Source organism: Acinetobacter indicus CIP 110367, from assembly GCF_000488255.1.
In the GTDB taxonomy this organism is placed as follows: Bacteria; Pseudomonadota; Gammaproteobacteria; order Pseudomonadales; family Moraxellaceae; genus Acinetobacter; species Acinetobacter indicus.
In genome coordinates this window covers 241,682-264,905 of the sequence record NZ_KI530755.1, presented here as the reverse complement: position 1 = coordinate 264,905, position 23,224 = coordinate 241,682, and the positions used below count along the sequence as shown (strand labels likewise).

General features: G+C 41.6%; 20 protein-coding genes and 1 pseudogene. 4 read left to right on the top strand and 17 right to left on the bottom strand.

From position 1 onward, the window contains the following. Window positions 1–25 precede the first annotated feature (25 nt). Together tfpZ and P253_RS09805 are read right to left on the bottom strand one after the other, a co-directional pair. Window positions 26–742 (bottom strand): TfpX/TfpZ family type IV pilin accessory protein, encoded by a 717-nt coding sequence (gene tfpZ, locus P253_RS09810; RefSeq protein ID WP_016658468.1) that lies wholly within the window; start codon window positions 740–742, stop codon window positions 26–28. Window positions 743–887: 145 nt separating this feature from the next. Beyond that, complete coding sequence (locus P253_RS09805; protein ID WP_016658467.1) at window positions 888–1,394, bottom strand: pilin; 507 nt, start codon at window positions 1,392–1,394, stop codon at window positions 888–890. Between the two features lie 788 nt (window positions 1,395–2,182). On the opposite strand from P253_RS09805, the gene P253_RS09800 reads away from it, so the two are divergent. After that, window positions 2,183–2,689 carry a pilin gene (locus P253_RS09800; RefSeq protein WP_370670881.1) on the top strand — a complete coding sequence of 169 codons (507 nt, stop codon included), beginning with the start codon at window positions 2,183–2,185 and terminating at the stop codon, window positions 2,687–2,689. 27 nt (window positions 2,690–2,716) lie between these two features. On the opposite strand, the gene P253_RS09795 is transcribed toward P253_RS09800, so the two are convergent. The 5 genes from P253_RS09795 to P253_RS09775 all read right to left on the bottom strand — a co-directional run bounded on the left by P253_RS09795 (window position 2,717) and on the right by P253_RS09775 (window position 8,807). Beyond that, window positions 2,717–3,073, bottom strand: coding sequence for a hypothetical protein (locus P253_RS09795; RefSeq protein WP_016658464.1), 357 nt, complete (start codon window positions 3,071–3,073; stop codon window positions 2,717–2,719). A 3-nt stretch (window positions 3,074–3,076) separates the two neighbouring features. Continuing rightward, window positions 3,077–5,134: a hypothetical protein gene (locus P253_RS09790; protein ID WP_016658463.1), complete on the bottom strand. Its 2,058-nt coding sequence runs from the start codon at window positions 5,132–5,134 to the stop codon at window positions 3,077–3,079. After that, window positions 5,131–7,068, bottom strand: coding sequence for a hypothetical protein (locus tag P253_RS09785; protein ID WP_016658462.1), 1,938 nt, complete (start codon window positions 7,066–7,068; stop codon window positions 5,131–5,133). Before P253_RS09785 ends, P253_RS09790 begins: the two co-directional genes overlap by 4 nt. Next, a complete protein-coding gene (locus tag P253_RS09780) occupies window positions 7,065–8,492 on the bottom strand; it encodes a tyrosine-type recombinase/integrase (RefSeq protein ID WP_016658461.1) in 1,428 nt (475 codons plus the stop codon). The genes P253_RS09785 and P253_RS09780 overlap by 4 nt, the downstream gene beginning before the upstream one ends. 165 nt (window positions 8,493–8,657) lie before the next feature. Beyond that, complete coding sequence (locus P253_RS09775) at window positions 8,658–8,807, bottom strand: Arc family DNA-binding protein (protein WP_228153534.1); 150 nt, start codon at window positions 8,805–8,807, stop codon at window positions 8,658–8,660. Between the two features lie 112 nt (window positions 8,808–8,919). On the opposite strand from P253_RS09775, the gene P253_RS09770 reads away from it, so the two are divergent. Next, window positions 8,920–9,918, top strand: coding sequence for an Arc family DNA-binding protein (locus P253_RS09770; protein ID WP_016658460.1), 999 nt, complete (start codon window positions 8,920–8,922; stop codon window positions 9,916–9,918). A gap of 19 nt (window positions 9,919–9,937) precedes the next feature. Here the strand turns inward: P253_RS09770 and P253_RS09765 are convergent, their stop codons facing one another. Continuing rightward, a complete protein-coding gene (locus tag P253_RS09765; RefSeq protein ID WP_081402515.1) occupies window positions 9,938–10,165 on the bottom strand; it encodes a helix-turn-helix domain-containing protein in 228 nt (75 codons plus the stop codon). Window positions 10,166–10,325: 160 nt separating this feature from the next. Here P253_RS09765 and P253_RS09760 point away from each other — a divergent pair, with 160 nt between their 5' ends. Both P253_RS09760 and P253_RS09755 read left to right on the top strand, forming a co-directional pair. Then, complete coding sequence (locus tag P253_RS09760; protein WP_004281168.1) at window positions 10,326–10,592, top strand: hypothetical protein; 267 nt, start codon at window positions 10,326–10,328, stop codon at window positions 10,590–10,592. A gap of 103 nt (window positions 10,593–10,695) precedes the next feature. Further along, window positions 10,696–11,316: an HAD family hydrolase gene (locus P253_RS09755; RefSeq protein WP_016658459.1), complete on the top strand. Its 621-nt coding sequence runs from the start codon at window positions 10,696–10,698 to the stop codon at window positions 11,314–11,316. 31 nt (window positions 11,317–11,347) lie between these two features. Here the strand turns inward: P253_RS09755 and P253_RS09750 are convergent, their stop codons facing one another. From P253_RS09750 to gltB, 9 genes and pseudogenes are all read right to left on the bottom strand, one after another. Continuing rightward, window positions 11,348–12,133: a hypothetical protein gene (locus P253_RS09750; RefSeq protein WP_016658458.1), complete on the bottom strand. Its 786-nt coding sequence runs from the start codon at window positions 12,131–12,133 to the stop codon at window positions 11,348–11,350. 97 nt (window positions 12,134–12,230) lie between these two features. Then, window positions 12,231–12,479: an antitoxin Xre/MbcA/ParS toxin-binding domain-containing protein gene (locus P253_RS09745; protein WP_016658457.1), complete on the bottom strand. Its 249-nt coding sequence runs from the start codon at window positions 12,477–12,479 to the stop codon at window positions 12,231–12,233. Window positions 12,480–12,905: 426 nt separating this feature from the next. Further along, window positions 12,906–13,418, bottom strand: a pseudogene (locus P253_RS09740) (hypothetical protein). Window positions 13,419–13,722: 304 nt separating this feature from the next. Further along, window positions 13,723–14,283 (bottom strand): TPM domain-containing protein, encoded by a 561-nt coding sequence (locus P253_RS09735; protein WP_016658456.1) that lies wholly within the window; start codon window positions 14,281–14,283, stop codon window positions 13,723–13,725. Beyond that, window positions 14,277–15,341 carry a TPM domain-containing protein gene (locus P253_RS09730; RefSeq protein ID WP_016658455.1) on the bottom strand — a complete coding sequence of 355 codons (1,065 nt, stop codon included), beginning with the start codon at window positions 15,339–15,341 and terminating at the stop codon, window positions 14,277–14,279. Before P253_RS09730 ends, P253_RS09735 begins: the two co-directional genes overlap by 7 nt. A gap of 26 nt (window positions 15,342–15,367) precedes the next feature. Next, a complete protein-coding gene (locus P253_RS09725) occupies window positions 15,368–15,958 on the bottom strand; it encodes a LemA family protein (protein ID WP_005180484.1) in 591 nt (196 codons plus the stop codon). A gap of 166 nt (window positions 15,959–16,124) precedes the next feature. Then, the gene (locus P253_RS09720) at window positions 16,125–17,009 is read right to left on the bottom strand and encodes a metal-dependent hydrolase (protein ID WP_016658454.1); all 885 of its coding nucleotides are present in this window, start codon (window positions 17,007–17,009) and stop codon (window positions 16,125–16,127) included. Between the two features lie 241 nt (window positions 17,010–17,250). Beyond that, the gene (locus P253_RS09715; protein ID WP_016658453.1) at window positions 17,251–18,672 is read right to left on the bottom strand and encodes an FAD-dependent oxidoreductase; all 1,422 of its coding nucleotides are present in this window, start codon (window positions 18,670–18,672) and stop codon (window positions 17,251–17,253) included. Between the two features lie 73 nt (window positions 18,673–18,745). Beyond that, entirely contained in the window at window positions 18,746–23,221 is a 4,476-nt protein-coding gene (gene gltB, locus P253_RS09710) for a glutamate synthase large subunit (protein ID WP_155757093.1), read from the bottom strand. Window positions 23,222–23,224 lie beyond the last annotated feature (3 nt).

Genomic DNA, 23,224 nt, shown 5'->3' with positions numbered 1-23,224 from the left:
GGTGAAATTATTGTTCTATTTTGCGTTAGTGCCAAGGGCGGAGGTCGACGATTTTAATGACTTTATATTCTTTATCCACCAATACAGTCATATCTAAATTGCTTGCTTTTAAAGGAAAGAAACCGATTGCTGTTGGATATTTTGATAATATTTTATCTACCGTTGAAAGTGAATTATATTTTGATAAGTCATTCAAACTAAGACTTTTATCCTTCATTTGTTGCTTAGCACTCTCCAATGCTTGGTAAAACTCCGGCCTTTGACTTAAAGACACTCCGCCAAAGACTTCATCAAACATGACTTTTTCTTTGAGTTTCGGATCTTTTGGATATTGGACCACCACATAGCTTGGATATGATCCAAAATTTTCATTGTGTTGATAATCATTGCTCGCGATCTCATTCTTACGAACCAGTTCAAAGCGATCTATGTTGTATGCAATATAGGCTGGTCGCCCTTTTTCAATACTATACAAACCATAGATCAGCGCTGAGAGCTGAATCAGAATAATAATAGCCAAATCCATTTTTAAAGTTTTCTTGCCTTCTTTATAAACAATGAAGCCAAGCACTGGACCCACGATCACATCTATCGCCAGCATCATTAAAAAAATTTGGGTAACACCGACTGCACTTGCAAGTGGTGATGGATACCAAATAAAGAAAACCAGCCCCATAGCCATTAATGCAATAATTATAGAAATAGCTAAATGCCCCAAGAAAAAGGTTAGTCGCTTTGGCATTACTTACTCTCTAAATTTCGATCTTAATTCAAGTAAATCATCTGACTATGATTTTCTACCCCAAAGATCACTGTATTTTTTCAAAAAATTAGGTTTTATTACATAAAAAAAGACTGGCTAGCCAGTCTTTTTTATTAAAGCCGAATTAGTTACCGCGACATGAACCTGGTAAATATTTAGCATCAATAGCTCGTGGACCACCTGGACCGCATTTCCAAGAGTTTACTGTCGTACCAATATCATCCGCTGTCATTGCCACACCGCCTGCTTTTAATGGAGTTAACTGGAAAGTTTTATCAGCAGCATCTTTTAAATCAGCAGCTTTGGTAGTAGTTACTGTGATTACACCTGTAGCTGAAGTTTCAACCAAAGCTGTATATTTAGTAGATGGAGTCCCTTCTACTGTAATTGGATCTGGATCTGGAACAGCCTCAGTAGGCTCTGGTGTGCTAGTGGTTGGAGGGGTACCTACTTCACATCCCCAAGTATTCGCACCAGGAAGAGCAGAAGCTGATTGATAAACTTCTGAAACTGTAGTACGACAAGTAGAACCTGCCAATACTGGCTCAGCCATCTTGGCACGGATTGTATAATCTTGATATGCAGGAAGTGCAACCGCAGCCAAAATACCAATGATCGCAACAACGATCATTAATGATGTACATTCCATAAGTCACTTTATATGGACATGCATCAAACCATTGAATTATCTTGCTTTATATAATTACTTGCTTTGTCCATATGGACATCGTTTTCAATGGACAAATTTTTCCAATTTGTCCATATCAGAAAATGGCTTTTACTCGGGGCGATAGAATGAATTTTTATAATGGCAGACTGCTCATGAGATATTTTAAAATTTTGTTAAGCTAAAACTGAATAAAAAATCCAGAATCATTTATAGGTTAACTTCTGTATTTCTCCTTTAGGCTGAAGAATCACACATTTTGCATGATGCAGAGCAATACACCGAGTCGCTTCGCCATCACCAAATTGCATGGACACAACTTTCACAGCTGCACGAGGTATTCGTTCGGGTATTTTGAAGTCTTTAAGCCGTTTCATTCTATTACTCACCCATATATGAAATATTCCGTATACAACAGCACTTTCAATTTCAAATTGCTTTCATCCCCCCACAAACAACCACTACCAAACCAATATAGTTTTCTGCTCGCTTAGCTGCTAATAATTTAAGTTTTCCCAGTACAAGCAATTTTTATTTTTACATATCTCAAAACCGACAAAACTGACATTTTTTGTCACTTAATTACATAAATTTACTTTTAAGTTTTTAAGATTTTTAATCTATTAAACAATCTATTGATTTCATAAGAAATAATTGAGTAATATGCATTGGCATGCTTTGTGCAAACTATAAAATAGCTTACAAAGCTTATAACTAAATTAACAACATTTGTGGAGAATGTTATGAATACAATGCAGAAGGGCTTCACGCTCATCGAACTTATGATTGTTGTCGCTATTATTGGAATTTTGGCTGCAATCGCACTTCCTGCATATCAGGATTATACTGTACGTGCCCGTGTCTCTGAAGCTCTAGGAGTTGCAGGCACTGCTAAGGCAACAGTAGCCGAAAATATTACAATGAATGGTGGTGTTTTACCAGCTGCAGCTGACAATGGTGGAAAGGGTGCATGTGCTGGTGTCGGAGTTTTTGACGCCACTGCTACGAATGGAAAAGGTGTAGGTAATGTCGCCAAATTAGAATGTAGTGCTACTACAGGAGGTATTACCGTTACAATGAATGATAAAGGTAAAAAAGTAGCATTAACTCTTACACCTACTGCCGATAGTTTAGCTACAAAAGATAAGGATGATAAGGATGTTGCAGCAGTAAATAATCCTGGTATTGCTTGGAAATGTACTACTACTGAAGCTAATTTTAAATATGTTCCTACTGAATGCCGTAATCTTGCTTCTTAATTAAATATCTTATGTAAAAACGCATCTTTAAAGATGCGTTTTTTGTTTTAACTCAAAATTTTCCAGTAATAGAGCATTGCACTTTTCTAGCAGTTTTTCATAGTCCTTTTTTAACTGATCATAATCACTTTTCACCGCTTTGGTCTTAGTTTTCGCTTGCTCAATTTGCTGGGCAGGCGAAAGAACATTTTGCCCTGCTGCCTGTGCAGCTTGCTCAATTGCCTCAATTAATGCAGCATGACGACTCTTCTTAATCGAGCCTCTTTTACGTCCAGCTTCCATTGCAACCGTATCGTTATTAATGGCAGAGCCTTTCGGTAGAACCTCTGGTTTGTTGGCTTTTAATCGCTCTAAAGCAGCGTAATAATCATTAAGTACACTCATATTTTACACCTCAATATTAATCGTTTTAATTTTTTGAATCATTTTGTTTAAAGCCAAAATATCACTGTCCATTTGCTCGTATAGCAGACTGTTCTGTACTTGCATATCTCGCTGCCGTTGTAGTCGCTGAACCGCTTTTTGCATTTTTTCAGCACTTGTTGCATCAAACACAGCATGGGCACAACTCAAACAACTGGTAATCGCAGTAAATGAAATTTTTTCGCAAGAATCAGGATTAGTACAAGCACCCAAAAGACTCGGTTTGTAAGCAATTTCCCCTTTTTTCATGCGCTTAATCGCTTCATCACGGTTTGGAAATACTGTGAGTAATTGCTCGCGGTCTTTTTGTAGCTGCAAATAGGTTCCTGCCCCACCGAGTAAACGACTAGCACTATTAATTACACCATCTTCAAATTGTGCATAAGAATGTACCAAGCGCTGATATTCCAGTTCTTGAATAAACTCTTTTTGGCTATCACTCACTAAAATATTTGGTGCAAATACCGCATTATTACGGTAATACAACGTCATAGACTCTGTTAGATGCTTAAATTGGACTGACAAAGCGCCAAGTCCGATCATGCCTGAACGAGCGCCATAAACTGCAAGCGAACGTCTAAATTGATGGGTACAGATATTCCAGTACTCACCAACTTGGCAGTCTTTTTCTTCTCGCCAATTGCGGAAACCATCAAAAGCTTCAAGCTCGACGATATCACTTTCTGCGATTTTCAACCCCTCTCCAAGCAATACAGAAATACGGCTTAAATACTGATTAAAATTAGACTGTGTTCGAGTCGGAGCACCCTCAAAATTAGAGATAAAATCCGTTTCATGCTCAATATTGCGGTTATTTTTATTTCGATGCTTTTGCGAGTATAGTGTTGGGAATAATGGATATTCAGCAGAATTAGACATATCATAGTGAGGATTGAGTAAGGCGTAGACTTCACCAATACTTTGTGCTGCATGTACGCCTATTTGAATATCTGCAAACGTGATCCAATACGTCGATTTATTTCCACCACCATGCAACTTGGAGGTATAACCCATAATGACATGCACAAGATGCTCATTACTTTGAATAGTTTGATAGCAATCAGATGACAGCTGATTCACTTCATTGTCCCGCATCCCTGTAAACAGATGAATCCACAACTTGGCCATACCTTGAATCAGCGTCATATAACGGGTGAGGTTGGCATGTTTTTGAATCTGGTTATTTTCAAACAGTACCGTTAAACCGAGTAAATCTCGAGCATCAGCAAAACTTACCGCATTTTTTTCACGCTTAAATTCTGTCGGCATCAAAGCAAAATTTGCATCCTGCTGCTTGCGCTGAAACCATTTCAGAAGTGCTGATGCATTTTGATTAAATTCATTCAATTTATCTGCTAAAGCATTAATTAAGGCTATATAAAGCCGTGAAGGAACAACTTTGGTTTGTGGGCCTACTTTGCCTGACTGCAACCTGAGTTGAGCAGCCAACTTTGCTAAATGCTCTATTGGCTTATATGTACTAAACGCAGGAATGAGCAATGGGTATTGCTGTTGTAAGGCAAAACAATCAGTTAAAAATGCTTTAATGTGAATGGCTTTTTGATAGCTCACACCAACATAAGCATCATTTACTTTTGACATATAAGCAACATCACTAAATAACTGCTGCAATGTACAGCCATTTTTATATGCAATTGCTGCAAACTGGCGTAAAACCGTGTGCCGCTGTTCGATACTTTTAATAATCGACTTACCAGATTTTATATAAAGCAAAGCAAAACTGATTTTTTTCATTTCTGCCCGAATTTGACAGTAAAGAAAGTCATTTTCTCGGGCATTTTCAAGCCAACTATCAAAATTCAGGCGACAATCACACTTCGGTAAATATGGAGAAAGATCCCAGATATTGTCTGAATAAACTGACAATATCTCACCACTCTTCATTCGCGATAATACAAAAGTACTTGGAACAGTCAGCTGATTATTCAGTAGATTGTACTCATCAGGTAAGAACTGCTCAGCAATACCCAATGAATATAGATATGAATTAAATGAACTCATGATATCCACCCCAAATCAATTAGCAATTCAAAATGATTGAGCCAATAGGCATCTAAATCACCACTTTCTACTTCTTCTTGAATTGAAAAAATACGATCACGTAAATTTTCATAAGTGTCTGATAATTCGTTGAGTACTTCGTCAATTCGATGTAGCACAACCCCAAACTGCTGTTCCCACTTGATTAAGTCCGTGACTTTTTGCTTAACGTAGCCGAGTAGGCTTTTCAGTGATAAAAGCTTACGCACATCTTCGTCATCAGCGTGGACTGCATAGTATTGACAGAATAAGCAATGCTCAAATTGTTGACAGTTTGGAGTTGGAGCTTGCGCAGTAAAACCTGTTGCTTTTTCAGGTTGTAGACTGGTAGTCGTACAAGCCCCGACAGCTAAGGTTTGAACATCAACAGTCTCATCTAACGTTTGCACAGGAATACGCTCAACGGTTCGAGTTTGTGCTACCGCAACTTCTCTCAACTCATTAAAAAATTGTGAAATTTGCTGAGCTGCATCTTTAAATGAAGTTCGACTGTAATTTTTCTTCGCAGTATCGAGTGAGTGTCCCATTTTTTCGACTTCAAGCAATAAATCACCATCGCTCAATTCAACATATTGACTGCTAACATGCTTGCGCCACTCTCGTGGTGTGATCCAAGCCATTTTCGGGAAAATGCGCTGCAAAAATTTTTTTAGTGACTGTAATTTACTATTTCCGATTGAACTTAATTTTCGAATATTATCGCGCATTGGAAAGACCAAATCACACTGCTCATCTTGAATATACCAAGCCCGAAGTTCTAAAATTTTTCTAAAAATCGGCTCAAAATTAACTCCAAACTCTGGTCGTACTGTCTTGCGTCTAGCGCGGCTTTTTGTTCCCGAGAAACGTCGACCTTGTGTGGATGGAAGGACTTTCATGCTGACGAGTTGTAATTGTTGAGCAGTGTCTAAATTTGCACCAGTTTGTGCAATAAATAACAGCATGCCAATGGCAAGACCGTAGGAGGCAAGTCTTGTACGCTCTAAATGTCGCTTGTCTTTATTACGTTCTTCAAGTTTACGAATCGCTTGATTGCGATTTTCACGTACACGTTTTCGATGCTCACTATCTTCTTCTAACTCAAAATCAGCCAGCATTTTGGAAAGGGCTGGAATAATTGGATATTTGGCTAAATAATTCTGCATATCAAACTGGATATGCTGTTTTCCAGTTTGATGATGAAAGCCCGAGTAAAAATAAAAATCTTCCTGATCCACGGACTGAAAATGTGCTGGAAAATCTGCGCCTTGCATCACAATACGATAAATTTCAAGAAAGACATGCAACAAAGTTGCATACGTCTTCTGATGATCTTCTTTAGCGACTGGAAAAACAGGAACATCATAACGCTGAGACTGTACTTGCATCGCTTGACTAACAATATCAATTTCATGACAGTCAAATACATATGCTATCAACTTCGCCGCATTACGCTGATATTGCTTTGCTGTATGTGCAGCTAGGTTTTCTTCATCAGTATCTGCAAGCAAAGTGCGATCAACTAAATATTTGCTGTAACGACGATACGCATCTATCACACTGTCTTGATTTGATAAATCAAAATTTTTCTTTTGGCTATCCACCCAATCTAAAAAAAGTTTACTAGTGTAATAAAATAGTCCTTTTGACAAATCTGATCCGCTCATTTGCAACAAATAGTCCGTTAAACACTGCAAAAAATAACGTCTTTTTTCATCAAAAGATGCAGATAACTGTTGTTCTGACAAAGCCTCGCCAAATACTCTTTTACGATAAAACAGAGTTCCAATGTCAAATGTCTTAAAAGCAAAAGAAGCTGTCTTATCTTTGCAGACAAGGACAAGTCGCTCATGCTCATTAATTTGTTTATTGATATCTGAAATATGCACAAAAAGTGGAGAGCGTCTAAAATTCATGACAATTCTCCCGCTAAATTGACAGAAGACATCACGTATTTCATTAAGCTTGATTCATACTCATGCTGAATTTTACTGCGCCATTGCAATCGTGATTTATAATTCAAATACTGTAAAGTCGTGCTGATGTTACGATGTCCCATACGAGCTTGCACATACTCAACAGCGGTCATAGCAGAATGCCCTGCAGGTAGATGCTGTAACTGACTTTCCAGCAGATTCATCCCAAAACTGGCACGTAAGTCATGGAATTTGAAACTTTTAAATTGTGGATCAATTAGACGAATTTCAGGCAATAACACCATTTTTAAATAACTACGTACTGCTTCACCTTCATAGATTTTCAGTCGAGTCTCAAAGGAGTCAGATGCTTTGATCTTTTCGGTTAACTTCTGCTGTTCAGCTTTGCTGGTGTAGAAAGGTGTACCAAGCTTGGTGAGAAACACATAGTTTTCATCCGAGTCGCCATAATTTGATTTCTGTCTACGCAGACGCGCTTTCTCACTATTGATATAGATTTTAAGATCTTGTACTAACCAATTTGGAATCAAAAGTGTCATCGGCTTTTGAAATTTAGTGTCCACACCTGTACCCGCTCCAACGGGCAGACGAATAAAACCATGACTATCAAGCTCACAACCAATTAAGTTTTTGATTCGCAAAGTACAAATCGTTTGTAAACGAGCACCTGTAAACAATGCAAGATAAAACATCAATTGATATTCACGTGATGATTTTTGCAGTGCTTTTAATATAACAGCCTGCTCTTCAACAGTAAGTGGGCTTAATTCACCACCGTCAATAATGGCTTCAGAATTCGGAGCCTTGGCTGGAACATGTATCGCAAGATCATGCGACTTAATTGCCATTTTTTGACGTGCGCCAAACTCATTATCCACGGCAATATATTTGTAGACATCTTTAAACGGTATGCCATAGCGCTGATGATCAACTAAGTCTTCTGTAACGAGAAATCGATAAAAATTCACTACCGCATTAATTCGATTACTTGCAGAGCGAGCTGAAATTAGACCTGCATTCGCTTGCTCAATAAGACGAGTGCGATATTTAAAAATCGCATTTGACTGTTTTAGTTTGTGGAATTTCAAACAGTCCAGTTGCTCATCTTCTAAAAAACGCTGAAAATCAACCAACTGATTGGCAATAGATGCAAATGTTTTAAAATCATACTGTATTGTTTGCTCAAGTTTTTTCAGCAAATACAGATTAAAAACGTCAGAAGGGCTACCATCTCCCTGAACAATTACAGGGAATTCAAGGTAAGCATCACCATGTTTTTCAAACGCTGCATCATTTAAACAACGGGTTGCATTAACCAACGTCAATAACTGAAATTTTTTGATGCTCACAACTTTGGCTTTCGATTGGTAGCGTGACTGACCATTTTTAAGTTTAGTGCTCATTTTGAGCCTCCTGTTTATTAAAAAACAGGCAAAAAGTGACCTTGATATAGGATTGACAAAAATACCCCTATCCATCAAAATCGAAGTGTCTGGACGCCAATCAAGACATTCATAAAAGCTCATGTTCCCGCATGGGCTTTTATACTTTTTGCCGAATGAAAATAATTACTTTTTTGTCAATTCTCTCTGTTCCTCTTTCCTTAATCGTTCCAATTCCGTAATAAAAAAAGCATTCATTGACTGATGTCTTTGTTTTGCCATTTGTTTGACCCAAGAAACTAAATCTATGGGTAAACGAAGATTCGTCTGTTTCATGTGCATCACACCAATTGTTAGCATATTGCTAACATAGCAATATGCTAACACTTATGTCAACTCTTTTTTTATAGCATAATGCTAGTGCTATTTTTTACCGACTTAAAAATGTATGAGTAAGAAAGATATCCAATTTAATCTTCGTATTCCTGAAGAGCTAAAAGCTAAAATTGATGCTGCAGCGAAAGCGAATCAACGCTCTATCAATGCAGAAGCGACCTCTCGACTTTACGATTCATTCGTCATGAATGATAATATTCAAGTTGAAGCAGCAAAAATCGTTGAAAACTTTCTTCGAGCTCGATCTCCGACAGAGCGAAAAAAAGTGGTAGCAGAACGTTTAAATTTTGTACTAAGTGAGCTGAAAAAACTTCATCATTTCAATGAGTTTACAATTGCTGAATTAGCTTTTGAGATCAATGAAGATACGGCTGATGAGGCTGAAGCATGGTTTAGAGCAGAATTAGAACCCACCTTCGGACAATTGGAAAAAATAGCGCAACATACTTCAGTGAATCCAAACTGGTTACTCTTTGGTAAACAGACTCCCTATGATATTCAGCACATACGTTTAAAAGAGTATTTAGATCAAGATATAAAACTGCTCTTAGGCTCAAATCCAAATAATGAATATTTAAATAATTCAAAAGTGAAAGAATTAAAGTTTATTCGAGAATTGTCAGAAGCGGGGCAATTAATTATTCTTAAAATTTATGAAAATTACGCAGTTGAGACTTTTTATCCTCCATATCATATCAGTGACGTAAACGGAGTAGGTGGATATAACTCATTATTATATTTTTGCTTATTGACCAAAGTGCTGCTGCGATATTACAACGCTAAAGTGACTATATGCAGCCACCTTCTCTCAAAAGAACAGTTTAAACTTATTTTGACTGGAAAAGTTCACCCCTTAACAATTGCAGAAAAACTACCTAATATTCAATGGTTGAGTGATTTAGTAGATAAATTTCCATATGAAAATTTAGATTATTGGGATGGTTTTGATGAACTTAGAGCAAGACTAATACGAGATTTTGATGCAAAAGAATACATTCAGACGATTTGGAATGATCCTGAATTGTATTTAAAGCATCCTATTCAGCTTTAAAAAAAAGGACGACATTTTACTAAGTGTCGTCTCTTTCCTCATACTCATCGATATATTCAAATAAATCTTGCATATTACAATTAAAATATTTACATAAGGTATCAGCGACTGAAAGTTCAATTCGTACTGCACGATCATAGTAAAGACTTGTTAGCGTATTACGATTAATACCAGTCGCTTGAGCTACCTCACTTAACTTTAAAATTTTTCGCTCACCCATCAAATTTGACAACCTACATCTAATCATAACAACCTTTAAATTAAAAAATTAACCTGCAGCAGGTTAATTCAACTTGATAAATAACTTTTACCGTGATAATTTAACCTGCAGCAGGTTATATTGTTTTATTAAAAAACAAATTAGCCGTTCTAAATTTCATTATATAGTTTTTTAAGGAAGTTCAGCTATGAATAACTATTTTTCTCCAAAATTCTCTGTTTCAGAGGAAGTTCGTTCAACTGCTGTTGCACTAATCAAAGAGTTTAATATTGACCGTACATTTGATTTAGCTTTGTTTCTGAATGTTAACCCTAACTTAAATGACCAAGATGCGACTTTAGCCTGGGTGAATTATTTTGAAAAAAATCAACATGATCTCAGTGACTTCAATCATGTTAGACGCCACTTTATGAAAAATTTTCCTAAAATTATGTTTGCAAATTTCAGTGAATAAAATAATCAAAGGGAGATATCAAATATCTCCCTTAATTTTTATAGCAATCCTCTTATGGTAATCTCAACAAAAAGTGAAATTCAATTTAATTGGTTGTAAAAATATGGAATTATTTATAAAAGTAGGCCATATTGAGCCTTCAGTCATTATTTTTGACGTGTTTGGTACACTTGTAAAAATAGAGGAAAGACGTTCTCCATATAGAAAATTAATGAAATGGCTAAAAGAAAATGGGCGACAACCAAAACCTGATGGTGCCAAATTTATTATGTCCCACAATTTGAATTTGGCAGAGCTTACAAAGCGATTAGCAGTAAATATTCCAGACCAATTTCTGCAAGAACTTGAGCATGATTTAGATGAAGAGTTACGCTCTATTAGACTGTATGAAGATACCTTATCAACTTTGGAAGAATTAAAAAAACTAGGATTCAGATTGGCAGTATGCTCAAATTTAGCGATGCCATATGGAAAAGTTGTTTCTTCATTTTTACCTTCTCTTGATGCTTATGCTTGGAGTTATGAGGTTGGAGCAATTAAACCAGAGTCACAAATTTATCAATATTTAATTGATAAATTACAATGTCATGCCAAAGACATTTTGTTTATTGGAGATACTCTTTTAGCTGATTACAGTGGTCCAACTGAATTTGGTATGTCAGCACGTTTAATTGATCGTAAGAGTGGGCAAAAGCTGGCAGATGTTTTAAGCGACATACTTTAACAACTCGTGGACGCCACCTAATAGTGAATACTCACAGCTCCTCATCTTTCCATTTTTTAAATTCTGCAATTCGTTCTTCAAGCTCCAGAACCCATGCTGGTTTTATATGTGGCACATTTAGGCGCTCAACACCTTGATGGTCAAAAAACTTATACACCTTTGCCGCCAACTTGATAAACGCCTGTTCAAACGTATTTGCCCAAACATCTAAACGATAATCATGATAATGCTCTTGGTATAATTTACCACCATCTTCTACTTTATTGAGATGTGAGCCAGTTTCTAAATAAATCACTAATTGCCCATTATCTTCATCATTATATGCACCGTGATAAACATTTTGGCAGTGCCCCCATGTATTCCAGTGCCATGATGGTACATCACCAATAACCGTCCAAAAAGCTGGGTGTGTATCAATAAAATGATAGGCTGTTAAAAAGTCTGTTGGATTTGCGAGATATGCTTGCTCATTTTCAAAGGCAGTCTGTAAAGCAGATTGTAAATGCTCAAATTTATTTTTATCAGTGTAGGAAAACAAACTACTAGAAAGATGCTCAGAGGTTTTAAAAAATAAACCACCACTCTCTTTATCCTTACCAAAATATTGATAGACCTCTGGTAGAATCTGTAAATCTGTAGGTTTGACATGATGGATCTGGCGTTGTACGTCTTTTAAGCTTTCGTGAATTGCTTCCATACGATCAGGGTAAGTGACGACAAGTTTCGTATCACGCAGTGATAAAATTGCTGTTTCAGTTATTTGGGGTAACTGTTCTAATAACCAGTCTGGTAATTGTTTTAATTCAGTCGGTTGCATTTTTAGTTATCCTTTTTTAATAATTTCAACTTGTTACATGCGTTACACAACATAATTTGTGAAAGTTGATTGTAAGTTAGTCCATAGGAGTATATTGTCACTCAAGGGCTTCAACAAAATTAAGAACAGAAATCAAGCCACTCATCGTTTCTATTTGATGAATTGGGATACCGCTAGTGACTCTATTTTCGGACGTTAAAAAAATCTTCATCGCAGCCTGATCACCACCTGTCAAAGCATGTAAAGCCTGGCATAGACGAATCAGCAACAGTGCTAATTTCCCCTGTTTAGAATTTGTATCTAATTCAGGTTGGTTTTGCAATTGAGTGATTACCTCAACATCCATATCTAGCACTATTGCGAGCTAAGACTGACTAAGGGAAAGCAGTTTAGCAGCCCTAAGTACTGACTTTCCCAATACAGCTGCTGGTACTACCTGCTGTTCCAATAACGTCATAGCATCACCTCAAGCTCTAATTTTACTGATCAAGCCTTAAATCTAACAATATCATACAAATTACTAGATAAAATGATCACCTATTCCTGTTCGTAGCATACCAGTTATTCTTACTTGTTAGACGACCAGAAATAGTCACATAAGCTAATTTTGCCGACACCTGATGATTCATACTTACACCACGCCCTGCTGCTTCCAAGGCAAGTTTTTGATGAACAATGATGGAACACGAACAATAAATCGACCACTATATTAACCAAGGGGGCAGTTTTTAAATGCCGTTAGGGGGGCATTTTTACACTGCCGCTAACACAGCTATCTTCCTAATTTTTTAAAATAGGTTTCACATTTTGAAGAGGGGCCAAAATTATATTTTAAAGCGGTATTGGCTCTAGCTGTTGCATATTCAATACCTTGAATTTCACGCTGCTGAGCAAAAACTTGAATCGCAGGATGTAACTGTTCTGAGCAACTGGCATCGTTGCTAAAGTATTTTAAAGTCTTGGTATTGGAAAAATATATTGCAGCAAAAAATCGCCCATCTTTAAACACAATCGCGGATGAAGCATCTAAACTGCTTCCAGACCGACCTTCATAATACAGAGCCTCATCTGTTTTTAGTAAATAGGGCGCTGAGTAATTGTCGAAATTAGATTAAAATTTTAGATAATCATGCTTTAACAATGTTTGAAGTTCTGTTTGGATTTTTGGATTCAAAACAATTTGAGGAATTGATGAAATATCTGAATATTGAATGAAGTCTAGTTCTTGAGCATGAGTAAAAACGGAGATTGAAAAAAGTAGAAAAAGATAATAGTGATTCTTCATATCAAATTTATTATTTTTATGTCCATATTGAATTACTTATGGATTGTTCATTTTATATGGACACTTATGGAGTATCGATTAGGGTGAAACCCTTTTGAGCAGTTTTCATAACATTCTCCACAAATGTTTTGTTAATTTTTTATAAGCTTTGTAAGCTATTTTGTATATAGCACTATATGTGCCAACTTTTATTATAAATATATTTAAAGAAAAAACAGCCATTTATGGATAAAAATTTTTCACTTTATTTTTTTAATGTATTTTTATGTAAAAAAGTGACACTTAGTGTCACATATTTACAACATTAACCGAGAATAATCGGCTTATTCCCTAGCTCATTGGCTTCATCCTGAATTTTCCGGTCATAATAACCATCCAGAATCATGCCAATTTCTTTAACCCCCAAGATCACTGCCTGCTGATACTCTCTTTGCGCTAGGCCATATACCATTTTCTGGCAAATCTCATCCCAGACCTGCTGCTCAGTAGCATGCTTAATACCACGGTCAATCACAATCTCAACTTTTCGCTCACACAAGTTTAAATAAAGCAGTACCCCACTGTTATATTCCGTATCCCAAACACCTAATTCAGCAAACAGCTGCCGTGCGCGGGTACGCGTATCCTGATAATAAGCTAAACGCGAAGGCAGACAACCTTCAATGACGACTTGTATTTCACCAATGTGTCCGTGTTCAGCTTCTGTGACCGCTTGCGCAATCGCGTACTGGTCCTGCTGGTTAAAAAAGCGTTTAGTGGCCGGCATGTAGAAAAAATGCCTGAACCAGCGCTTTAAACTGGGTTGACTCAGCTCCTGAGTTTTCGGCTGGGTAATTATTTCGGTTGTATCTGTTGTGGTTACCATGATCCTGATGCCCCTCCCCCGCCGAAGCCGCCGCCTCCGCCGCTATATCCACCGCCTCCACCAAAGCCGCCGCCTCCACCGCCACGACCGGCCGAGACTAGGAAAATATGAAAAATCGCTTGGGCCAGTGCGGTAATGAGTAAAAAGAAAATCCCAAGCCCCATTAATAAACTGGTGAATATGCCCACACCATTGACCAACCCCGCCACCGTAGCCGCCACCGCAGCGGTTGAAGCGCTGAGACGTTTACCGACAATATAAGAGCCAATCACCCCGGCAATTAAAATAAAAATTACTGTATTAAAAGTTTTTTCCCGTGCCTGCTGCTCACGCAGTGCCTGTTGCTGGCGTTCCTGCAGTTCTTTAGCCGCAGTGGCCGCTACTTCCGGGTCCATATTCAAAATACGTTCAATTTCGGCTAGACCGGCTTCAATGCCGCTGGCATATTGTGCCTGTTTAAAATACGGGGTGATCTGGTTGTTGATAATCCGGCCTAGCACAATATCGGGTAATACCCCTTCCAGACCATAACCGGTCAGAATTTGAATACGGCGATCATTCACCGCAATTGCCATCAACAAGCCATTGTCATATTTGGCCGAGCCCAACTGCCAGCGTTCTGCAACACGCATAGCAAAATCAAAAATATCTTCCTGACCGGTGGTCGGCACAATTACCACCCCAATTTGCGCTTTACCCTGCTGATGCAGTGCCAAAATCCGCTGGCTAATCGCCTGTTTCTGCGCTGCACTCAGCAAATTGGCCTGATCAATCACCGGTTCATTTAAAGTCGGCAAGCCACGAATGGACTCCCCTTCTGCCATATCATTGCCAATCACCGGTTGTTCAACACTTGCCTCAGATGCAGCGGCTGTCTGACTCTGATGACGAGCATTGGCCGCACGTTGCTGTTCCTGAATGATACGCGCTGCCACCAGATCATCTGCTGAGCTGGTGGCAGCGGTATCTGCCAAGCTGAGTGAACTGAGCAATAGCGCACAGCACAACAGCAGGCAGTGTAGTATACACCGGATGAGAGCAGTAATTGAATCAGGCATGATCCGCGGCTCCTTGGGGCGTGGGATTATTCAAACGATACGGTTGGTGCAGTTTGCGCGTTTTGATCGGCACTAAAGTTTGGCTTGGTGTCCATACCAATGACTTTTGCGGTCATCACCTGCGGGAACTGGCGTGAATAGGCATTAAAGTCCTGTACCGTGGTGATATAACGGTTACGCGCTACCGCAATACGGTTTTCGGTGCCTTCAAGCTGTACCTGCAAATCCCGGAACTGCTGATTGGCTTTTAAATCCGGATAATTTTCTGATACCGCGATTAAACGCGATAACGCCCCGGTCATTTGCGCTTGCGCTTCCTGATAGCGCTGGAACAGAGCCGGATCTTCCAGCACCGCCTGATCGACTTTTAAGCCGGCCACATTGGCACGTGCCTGGGTCACTTCAGTCAACACCTGCTCTTCATGTGCAGCGTAGCCTTTCACCACATTGACCAAGTTCGGCACCAGATCGGCACGGCGCTGATACTGGTTTTGGACTTCCGACCAGGCCGCCGTCACGGCTTCATCTTTGACCTGCAAGGTGTTATAGCCACAGCCACTCAGGGTCAAGCTGCTGCTGAGTGCCAGCATCAGCAGTGTTTTTTTCATTAAGTTCATGCCTTATCCTCTAATTATTTATTTGTATTTGTTCAATAATTTGATTCTAACGGTATTTTAGCCCAGTTTTGTTAATTTTATTTATCACTTGGAAAACACATGCACATGAAAAAACCGGACGCGTAAAGAAGCCCGGTTTTAATCATTGGTTTACCATCTGTTTGAATTAACTGAGTAATTGTGGCTGTTGTTCCTGCTGGAAACCTTCAACCTGATACTGCGTTGCCATGCGCTGCTTCCAGTAGGTAAGGCTGTGACTGTAATTAATTTTAGCCGGATGAAAATCTTTCCGGTAATAGGACAGATATTCCGGCAATAACTGCAGTAGCATTTTCGCCAGCAAATACAAACCAAACAGATTACCGCCGATTTTCGGCATACTGTTTTTCTTGTCCTGTAAAAACAGCTGTGAGGTGCTATAAAAAGTCAGACTGGCAAAACCGGCAGTAACACTGCGCATAATCATACGGCGCAGACGATGATCATTATACACATGCTGATACACCTCAAACGCCACCGCCCGATGCTCAATTTCTTCAATCGCATGCCAGATCCACAGCTTGGCCGCATCATCATCCAGCGTACTCAACACTTCCGGATGACGCAGGATATAGCCGCCCAGTAGCGCAGTAAAATGTTCAAAGGCACAGGTAATCGCCAGTTGCACTTTAGGGGGCAGACTTTTGACATGATGATCTTTACGCGCCAGCCAGGCCTGAAAACGATCCAGCTGATAATCATCACGGCGCCAGGCGTTGTTAAATTCACGATGTGCCTTGGAATGCATCGCCTCTTGCCCAATAAATGCAGCAATTTGTGCCTGCAACTGCGGATCCTGAACCCGATCGCGTACATTACGCACGCTATGCACAAAAAACTGCTCACCAATGGGAAAAGTGGAAGATAAGGCGGTAAGCAGATGCGACATCACCGGCGAATTGGCAAAATAATACCGGCGGATAGCATGAGGATTAAATTTGAGCCGGCGAACCGTGATCCCAATGGCTTTCGGACGATGAAGATAAGATTTTTCTGCCGTCACTTGCGTCATGGTTACTGACCTTTTTTGTTTTGGAGAAGCTCAGTATGTGAACAAAATCACTTTTCCCCTATGGCAAAAAGACCGATTCGATTTGCAAAAAACTTCAAAATCGCCGGTTGCATAAAGTGCGTTTCAATAAAATTTGCTAGCAGCCATTGCCTCTTTTCCATTTTCAGGGATTGATTCTTAAACCAAAGAGATTAAAAAACCCGCTCTAAAAAGCGGGCTTCTTGAATGAATTCAGCGTAAATCAGACATCCAGATAGTCCAGAATGCCTTCTGCTGCCTGACGGCCTTCCCAGATTGCAGTCACGACTAAATCAGAACCACGCACCATATCACCACCGGCGAAAATTTTCGGGTTTGAAGTCTGGAATTTAAATTGCTGCTGTTCTGCAGCCACCACACGACCTGAACCATCCAGGTTGATGTTCACATCGGCAAACCAGTCGGCTGGGCTGGTACGAAAACCAAAGGCCAACAGCACCGCATCTGCCGGCACAATTTCTTCTGAACCCGGAATTGGTTCAGGGCTGCGACGGCCACGGCTGTCTGGTTCACTCAGTTGCGTGGTCACGAATTTCACGCCAGTCACTTTGCCATTTTCGCCAACAATTTCAATTGGCTGACGGTTAAACTGGAATTCAACCCCTTCTTCACGCGCATTGGTCACTTCACGACGTGAACCCGGCATGTTGGCTTCATCACGACGATAGGCACAGGTCACTGACCCGGCACCCTGACGGATTGAAGTACGGTTACAGTCCATCGCGGTATCACCACCACCCAGGACAATCACTTTTTTGCCTTCGACTGAGATGTATTCCGATGGATCTTTTTCCCAACCCTGACAACGATTCACGTTGGCAATCAGGAAGTCCAGCGCATCGTACACACCATCTAGGTCTTCACCGGCAAAACCACCTTTCATATAGGTATAAGTACCCATGCCCATGAATACGGCATCGTAATCAGCCAGTAACTGGTCGATGGTGACATCTGTGCCAATTTCGGTATTTAAACGGAACTCTACGCCCATACCGGTAAAAATTTCACGGCGGCGTTTCATTACATCTTTTTCCATCTTGAATTCTGGAATACCAAAAGTCAGCAGACCACCAATTTCCGGACGCTTGTCAAATACGACTGGTTTTACCCCGTTACGCACCAGAATATCGGCACAACCCAGACCTGCCGGACCCGCACCAATAATCGCGACTTTTTTATCGGTCCATTTGACATGTGACATGTCTGGACGCCAGCCCAGCGCAAATGCAGTGTCATTGATGTATTTTTCTGCATTACCGATGGTCACAGCACCAAAGCCATCATTTAGGGTACAGGCGCCTTCACAGAGACGGTCCTGCGGACACACCCGGCCACAAACTTCTGGCAAGGTGTTAGTCTGGTGGCACAGTTCTGCCGCCTGGAAAATACGGCCTTCTGAAACCAGTTTTAACCAGTTTGGAATGTAGTTATGTACCGGACATTTCCATTCACAATACGGGTTACCACAGCCTAAACAGCGATGGGTCTGGTTGGTCGCCACTTCTGCGGTAAATGGCTTATAAATTTCCACAAACTCAGATTTGCGGACGTCAATCTCTTTTTTCTCTGGGTCTTGGCGTGCAACATCCAGGAATTGAAAGTCATTACTTAGGCGTTCTGCCATGTCTTTACTCCGTGGCTAGATGCAAGGGATTCACAGTTGCCTTGCATCTGGCTTCATTTCTGCAGTCGTGGAATTATTGAGGATCAGCTTGAGTTGTCTTTAACAAAGTCAGCAAGTTGGCTGCTTTTGGTTTTACCAGCCAGAACTTGCGGCTGTAGTAATCAAACTCATGGCGGATCTTGTACGCCCAGGCACTACCCGTTTCTTGAATATGCTCATCTAAGATACGTGACAAGAACTCTTTGTGTTCCTCCATCGACTCTGTAGAAATACGGTTTAACTCGATCAGCTCATGGTTGTAATGGTCAACGAAGTCGTTGTCCAAATCAAGTACATAAGCAAAACCACCTGTCATCCCGGCACCAAAGTTGTGTCCGACTTTACCCAGCACGGTCACGATACCACCGGTCATGTATTCACAGCAGTGATCGCCCGCGCCTTCAATCACGGCAAAGGCACCCGAGTTACGCACCGCGAAACGCTCGCCTGCAGTTCCGGCTGCAAACAGTTTACCACCAGTGGCACCATACAGACAGGTGTTCCCAATAATTGCGGTATTCTGGGTCTGGAACGGCGAACCTTTTGGCGGGAAGATCGAGAGTCGTCCACCAGCCATACCTTTACCGACGTAATCGTTGGCATCGCCTTCCAGCTTGATGTGTAAACCACCGGCATTCCAGACACCCAGCGATTGACCTGCAGTACCGGTCAGGTTCATTTTCACCGGATGGGCTTCCATACCGAGGTTGCCATAACGGCGGGCAATTTCACCGGAAATACGTGCTCCGATTGAACGGTCACAGTTGCCAATGCTGTAATTAAATTCACCACCGGTACCGGCTTCAATTGCTGGCAGCATCTCGCTAACCATCTGCTCGGCCAATACGCCTTTATCGAACGGTTCATTGCCTTGTACTTCACAGTACTGCGCCTTACCTTCCGCGGCAGGATGTGATTCCAGCAAGGCGCTTAAATCCAGATGGGCATGCTTGTCGGTTTCACCTGGCAGAATTTCCAGCAAGTCTGTACGACCAATCAGGTCTTTCAGACTGGATACACCCAGTGCCGCCAGCCATTCACGGGTTTCTTCAGCAATAAAGGTGAAGAAGTTGATCAGCATTTGCGGCTCACCAATATAGTGTTCCTGACGCAAGTGATCCTGCTGCGTCGCCACACCGGTCGCACAGTTGTTCAGGTGACAGATACGCAGGTATTTACAACCTAAAGCGATCATTGGGGTAGAACCAAAACCGAAGCTTTCAGCACCGAGGATAGCCGCTTTCACCACGTCCAGACCGGTTTTTAAACCACCATCGGTTTGTACGCGAACTTTACCACGCAAGTCGTTCACACGCAGTGCCTGATGCGCTTCACTTAGACCGAGCTCCCACGGAGAACCTGCATGATGAATAGAAGAAAGTGGCGAAGCCGCTGTACCGCCATCATAACCAGAAATGGTAATGAAATCGGCATAAGCTTTCGCAACACCGGCCGCAATCGTACCGACACCTGGCTCAGAAACAAGTTTCACCGACACCATCGCCTGTGGGTTCACCTGTTTTAAATCGAAGATCAACTGTGATAAATCTTCAATCGAGTAAATGTCGTGATGCGGCGGCGGCGAAATTAAGGTTACGCCCGGTACAGAGTAACGTAAACGCGCAATGAGTCCGTTTACTTTACCGCCCGGCAACTGGCCACCTTCACCTGGTTTTGCACCTTGCGCGACTTTAATCTGGAGGACTTCTGCAGAGGTTAAATAGGCAGGAGTCACACCAAAACGGCCCGATGCAATTTGTTTGATTTTCGAGTTACGGATGGTGCCGTAACGCGCTGGATCTTCACCGCCCTCACCCGAGTTAGAACGACCACCAATCGTATTCATGGCAATCGCAATCGCTTCGTGCGCTTCAGGTGATAACGCACCCAAAGACATCCCGGCAGAGTCGAAGCGCGGTAAAATCTCTTCAACCGATTCCACCTGTTCCAGTGGAATCGAATTGTCTGTTTTCAGTTTGAATAAATCACGAATGGTCGCGATTGGACGGTTATTCACAATCTCGGCGTATTCTTTAAAATCGGCATAATTGCCTGAACGCACCGCCTTGTGTAAGGAATTGATCACATCCGGGTTAAAGGCATGATATTCCTTGCCGAAGACGAATTTCAGCAAACCACCCTGGTCAATTGGCTTACGCGCTTTCCACGCAGTATCGGCCAGTTTTTTCTGGTCATTTTCCAGATCGACAAAAGTCGCGCCCTGAATACGGCTTGGTACACCGCTAAAGCAGGTATTCACCACTTCGGCAGATAAACCGACTGCTTCAAATAGCTGACCACCACGATACGAAGCAACAGTTGAAATACCCATTTTTGACAGAACTTTCAGCAGGCCTTTTTCAATCCCTTTACGGAAGTTCGATTGTGCATAGACCGGATCACCGAGCAATTCACCTTTAGTCACCAGATCATTGATCACATCATAGGCCAGATATGGATAGATCGCGGTTGCACCAAAACCGAGCAACACTGCAAATTGATGCGGATCACGGGCAAAACCAGTTTCCACAATCAGGTTAGCATCGGTACGTAAACCGGTATTGATCAGGTGGTGATGCACTGCCCCAGTGACCATCACTGCATTAGCCGGCAGATAGCCTTCACGGATTTTCTTGTCGGAAAGTACCAATAAGGTTTTGCCATCACGAATTGCTTGCGCAGACTGCTCGCAAATACGTGTGATTGCCGCTTCCAGACCTTCAGTTTCAGCATAGTTCAGGTCGATATCGGCAATTTCATAGCCTTTACGTCCTAAAGTACGAATCTGGTGCATTTTCGAGTTTGACAGTACCGGGCTGGAAATGATCAGACGATCAGCATGTTCCGGCCCCTGTTCAAATACGTTTTGCTCACGGCCCAGACAGGTTTCCAGCGACATCACAATCGATTCACGTAACGGGTCGATTGGCGGGTTGGTGACCTGTGCAAACTGCTGACGGAAATAATCCGATACATGACGCACCTGACGCGACAACACGGCCATTGGGGTATCATCGCCCATCGAGCCAACTGCTTCCTGACCGCTTTCTGCAATTGGACGCAGCAGCTGATCACGCTCTTCAAAAGTGACCATAAACATTTTTTGTGCCGCTTTCAGGCCATCGCCTTTTAAGCCCTGATCACATAAATATTCTTCTAATTCCGGGCTGCCTTGAACGCGAACTGAATTTTCACGTAACCATTCACGGTAAGGACGCATTTTTTTCAGGTGCTGGTTTACATCACTGGTGTCCAGCACTTTGCCGGTCATGGTATCGACCACCAGAATCTGGCCCGGACCAACACGGCCTTTCGACACCACATCTTCCGGTTCATAACCCCAAACCCCAATTTCAGAGGCAAGCGTAATATAGCCATTTTTGGTGATGACCCAGCGTGCTGGACGTAAACCGTTACGGTCTAACATACAGATGGCATGACGGCCATCCTGAATCACCAAACCTGCCGGACCATCCCAGGCTTCCATGTGTTTCGAGTTAAATTCATAGAAGGCACGCAGGTCTGCATCCAGGGTTTCCACGTTTTGCCAGGCTGGTGGCACCAGCATACGCAGCGCACGGAACAGATCCATACCGCCACCCACGAGGATTTCCAGCATATTGTCCAGACTGGATGAATCCGAACCGGTACGGTTCACAATTGGATTCAGCTCGGTTAAGCCCGGCAATAACGGGTTTTCAAATTTAGGGGTACGCGCCAGCGCCCAGTTACGGTTTGCCGTAATGGTGTTGATTTCACCATTGTGCGCCAGATAACGGAACGGCTGCGCCAGCGGCCAGCGTGGCAAGGTATTGGTCGAGAAACGCTGGTGGAACACCACAATATGAGACGCTAAACGCTCATCAGCCAGGTCGGTATAGAAGTCAGCAATCGCGGCTGGCATCATCAGACCTTTATAGCTGATCACAGTTGAGCACAAAGTGGTCACATAGAAATACGGATCATTGCTGAGTTGCTGCTCGGCACGGCGACGCGCCAAAAATAATTTGCGGTTAAATTCAACTTCAGTCACGCCAATCGGGCAGTTCACGATGACCTGTTCAAAGGCAGGCAAAGACTGCATGGCAATTGAGCCTAAGGCATCGTTATTGGTTGGCACTACACGCCAGGCAATGACTTTACAGCCTTCTGCTTCAATTTCTTTGGTTAACGTCTGTTTGGCATGCGCAGCTAAGGCCGGATCGAGGCTCAGGAAAATGGTGCCCACAGCAAACACTTCACTTAAGGTAATGTCACTTAAGCGTTTGGCTTCTTCACGGAAGAACTGCTTTGGCATGGCAAGCAATAGACCGCAACCATCGCCCGTCTTGCCATCTGCGGCAATACCACCACGGTGGGTCATACAACTTAAACTATGAATGGCGGTCTTGACGAGATCATGGCTTGCATCACCCTGCATATGGGCGATTAAACCGAAACCACAGTTATCTTTAAACTCATCCGGTTGGTATAAACCTTGAGCGGGAGCTACAGTATTAGGCGATGGCATGTG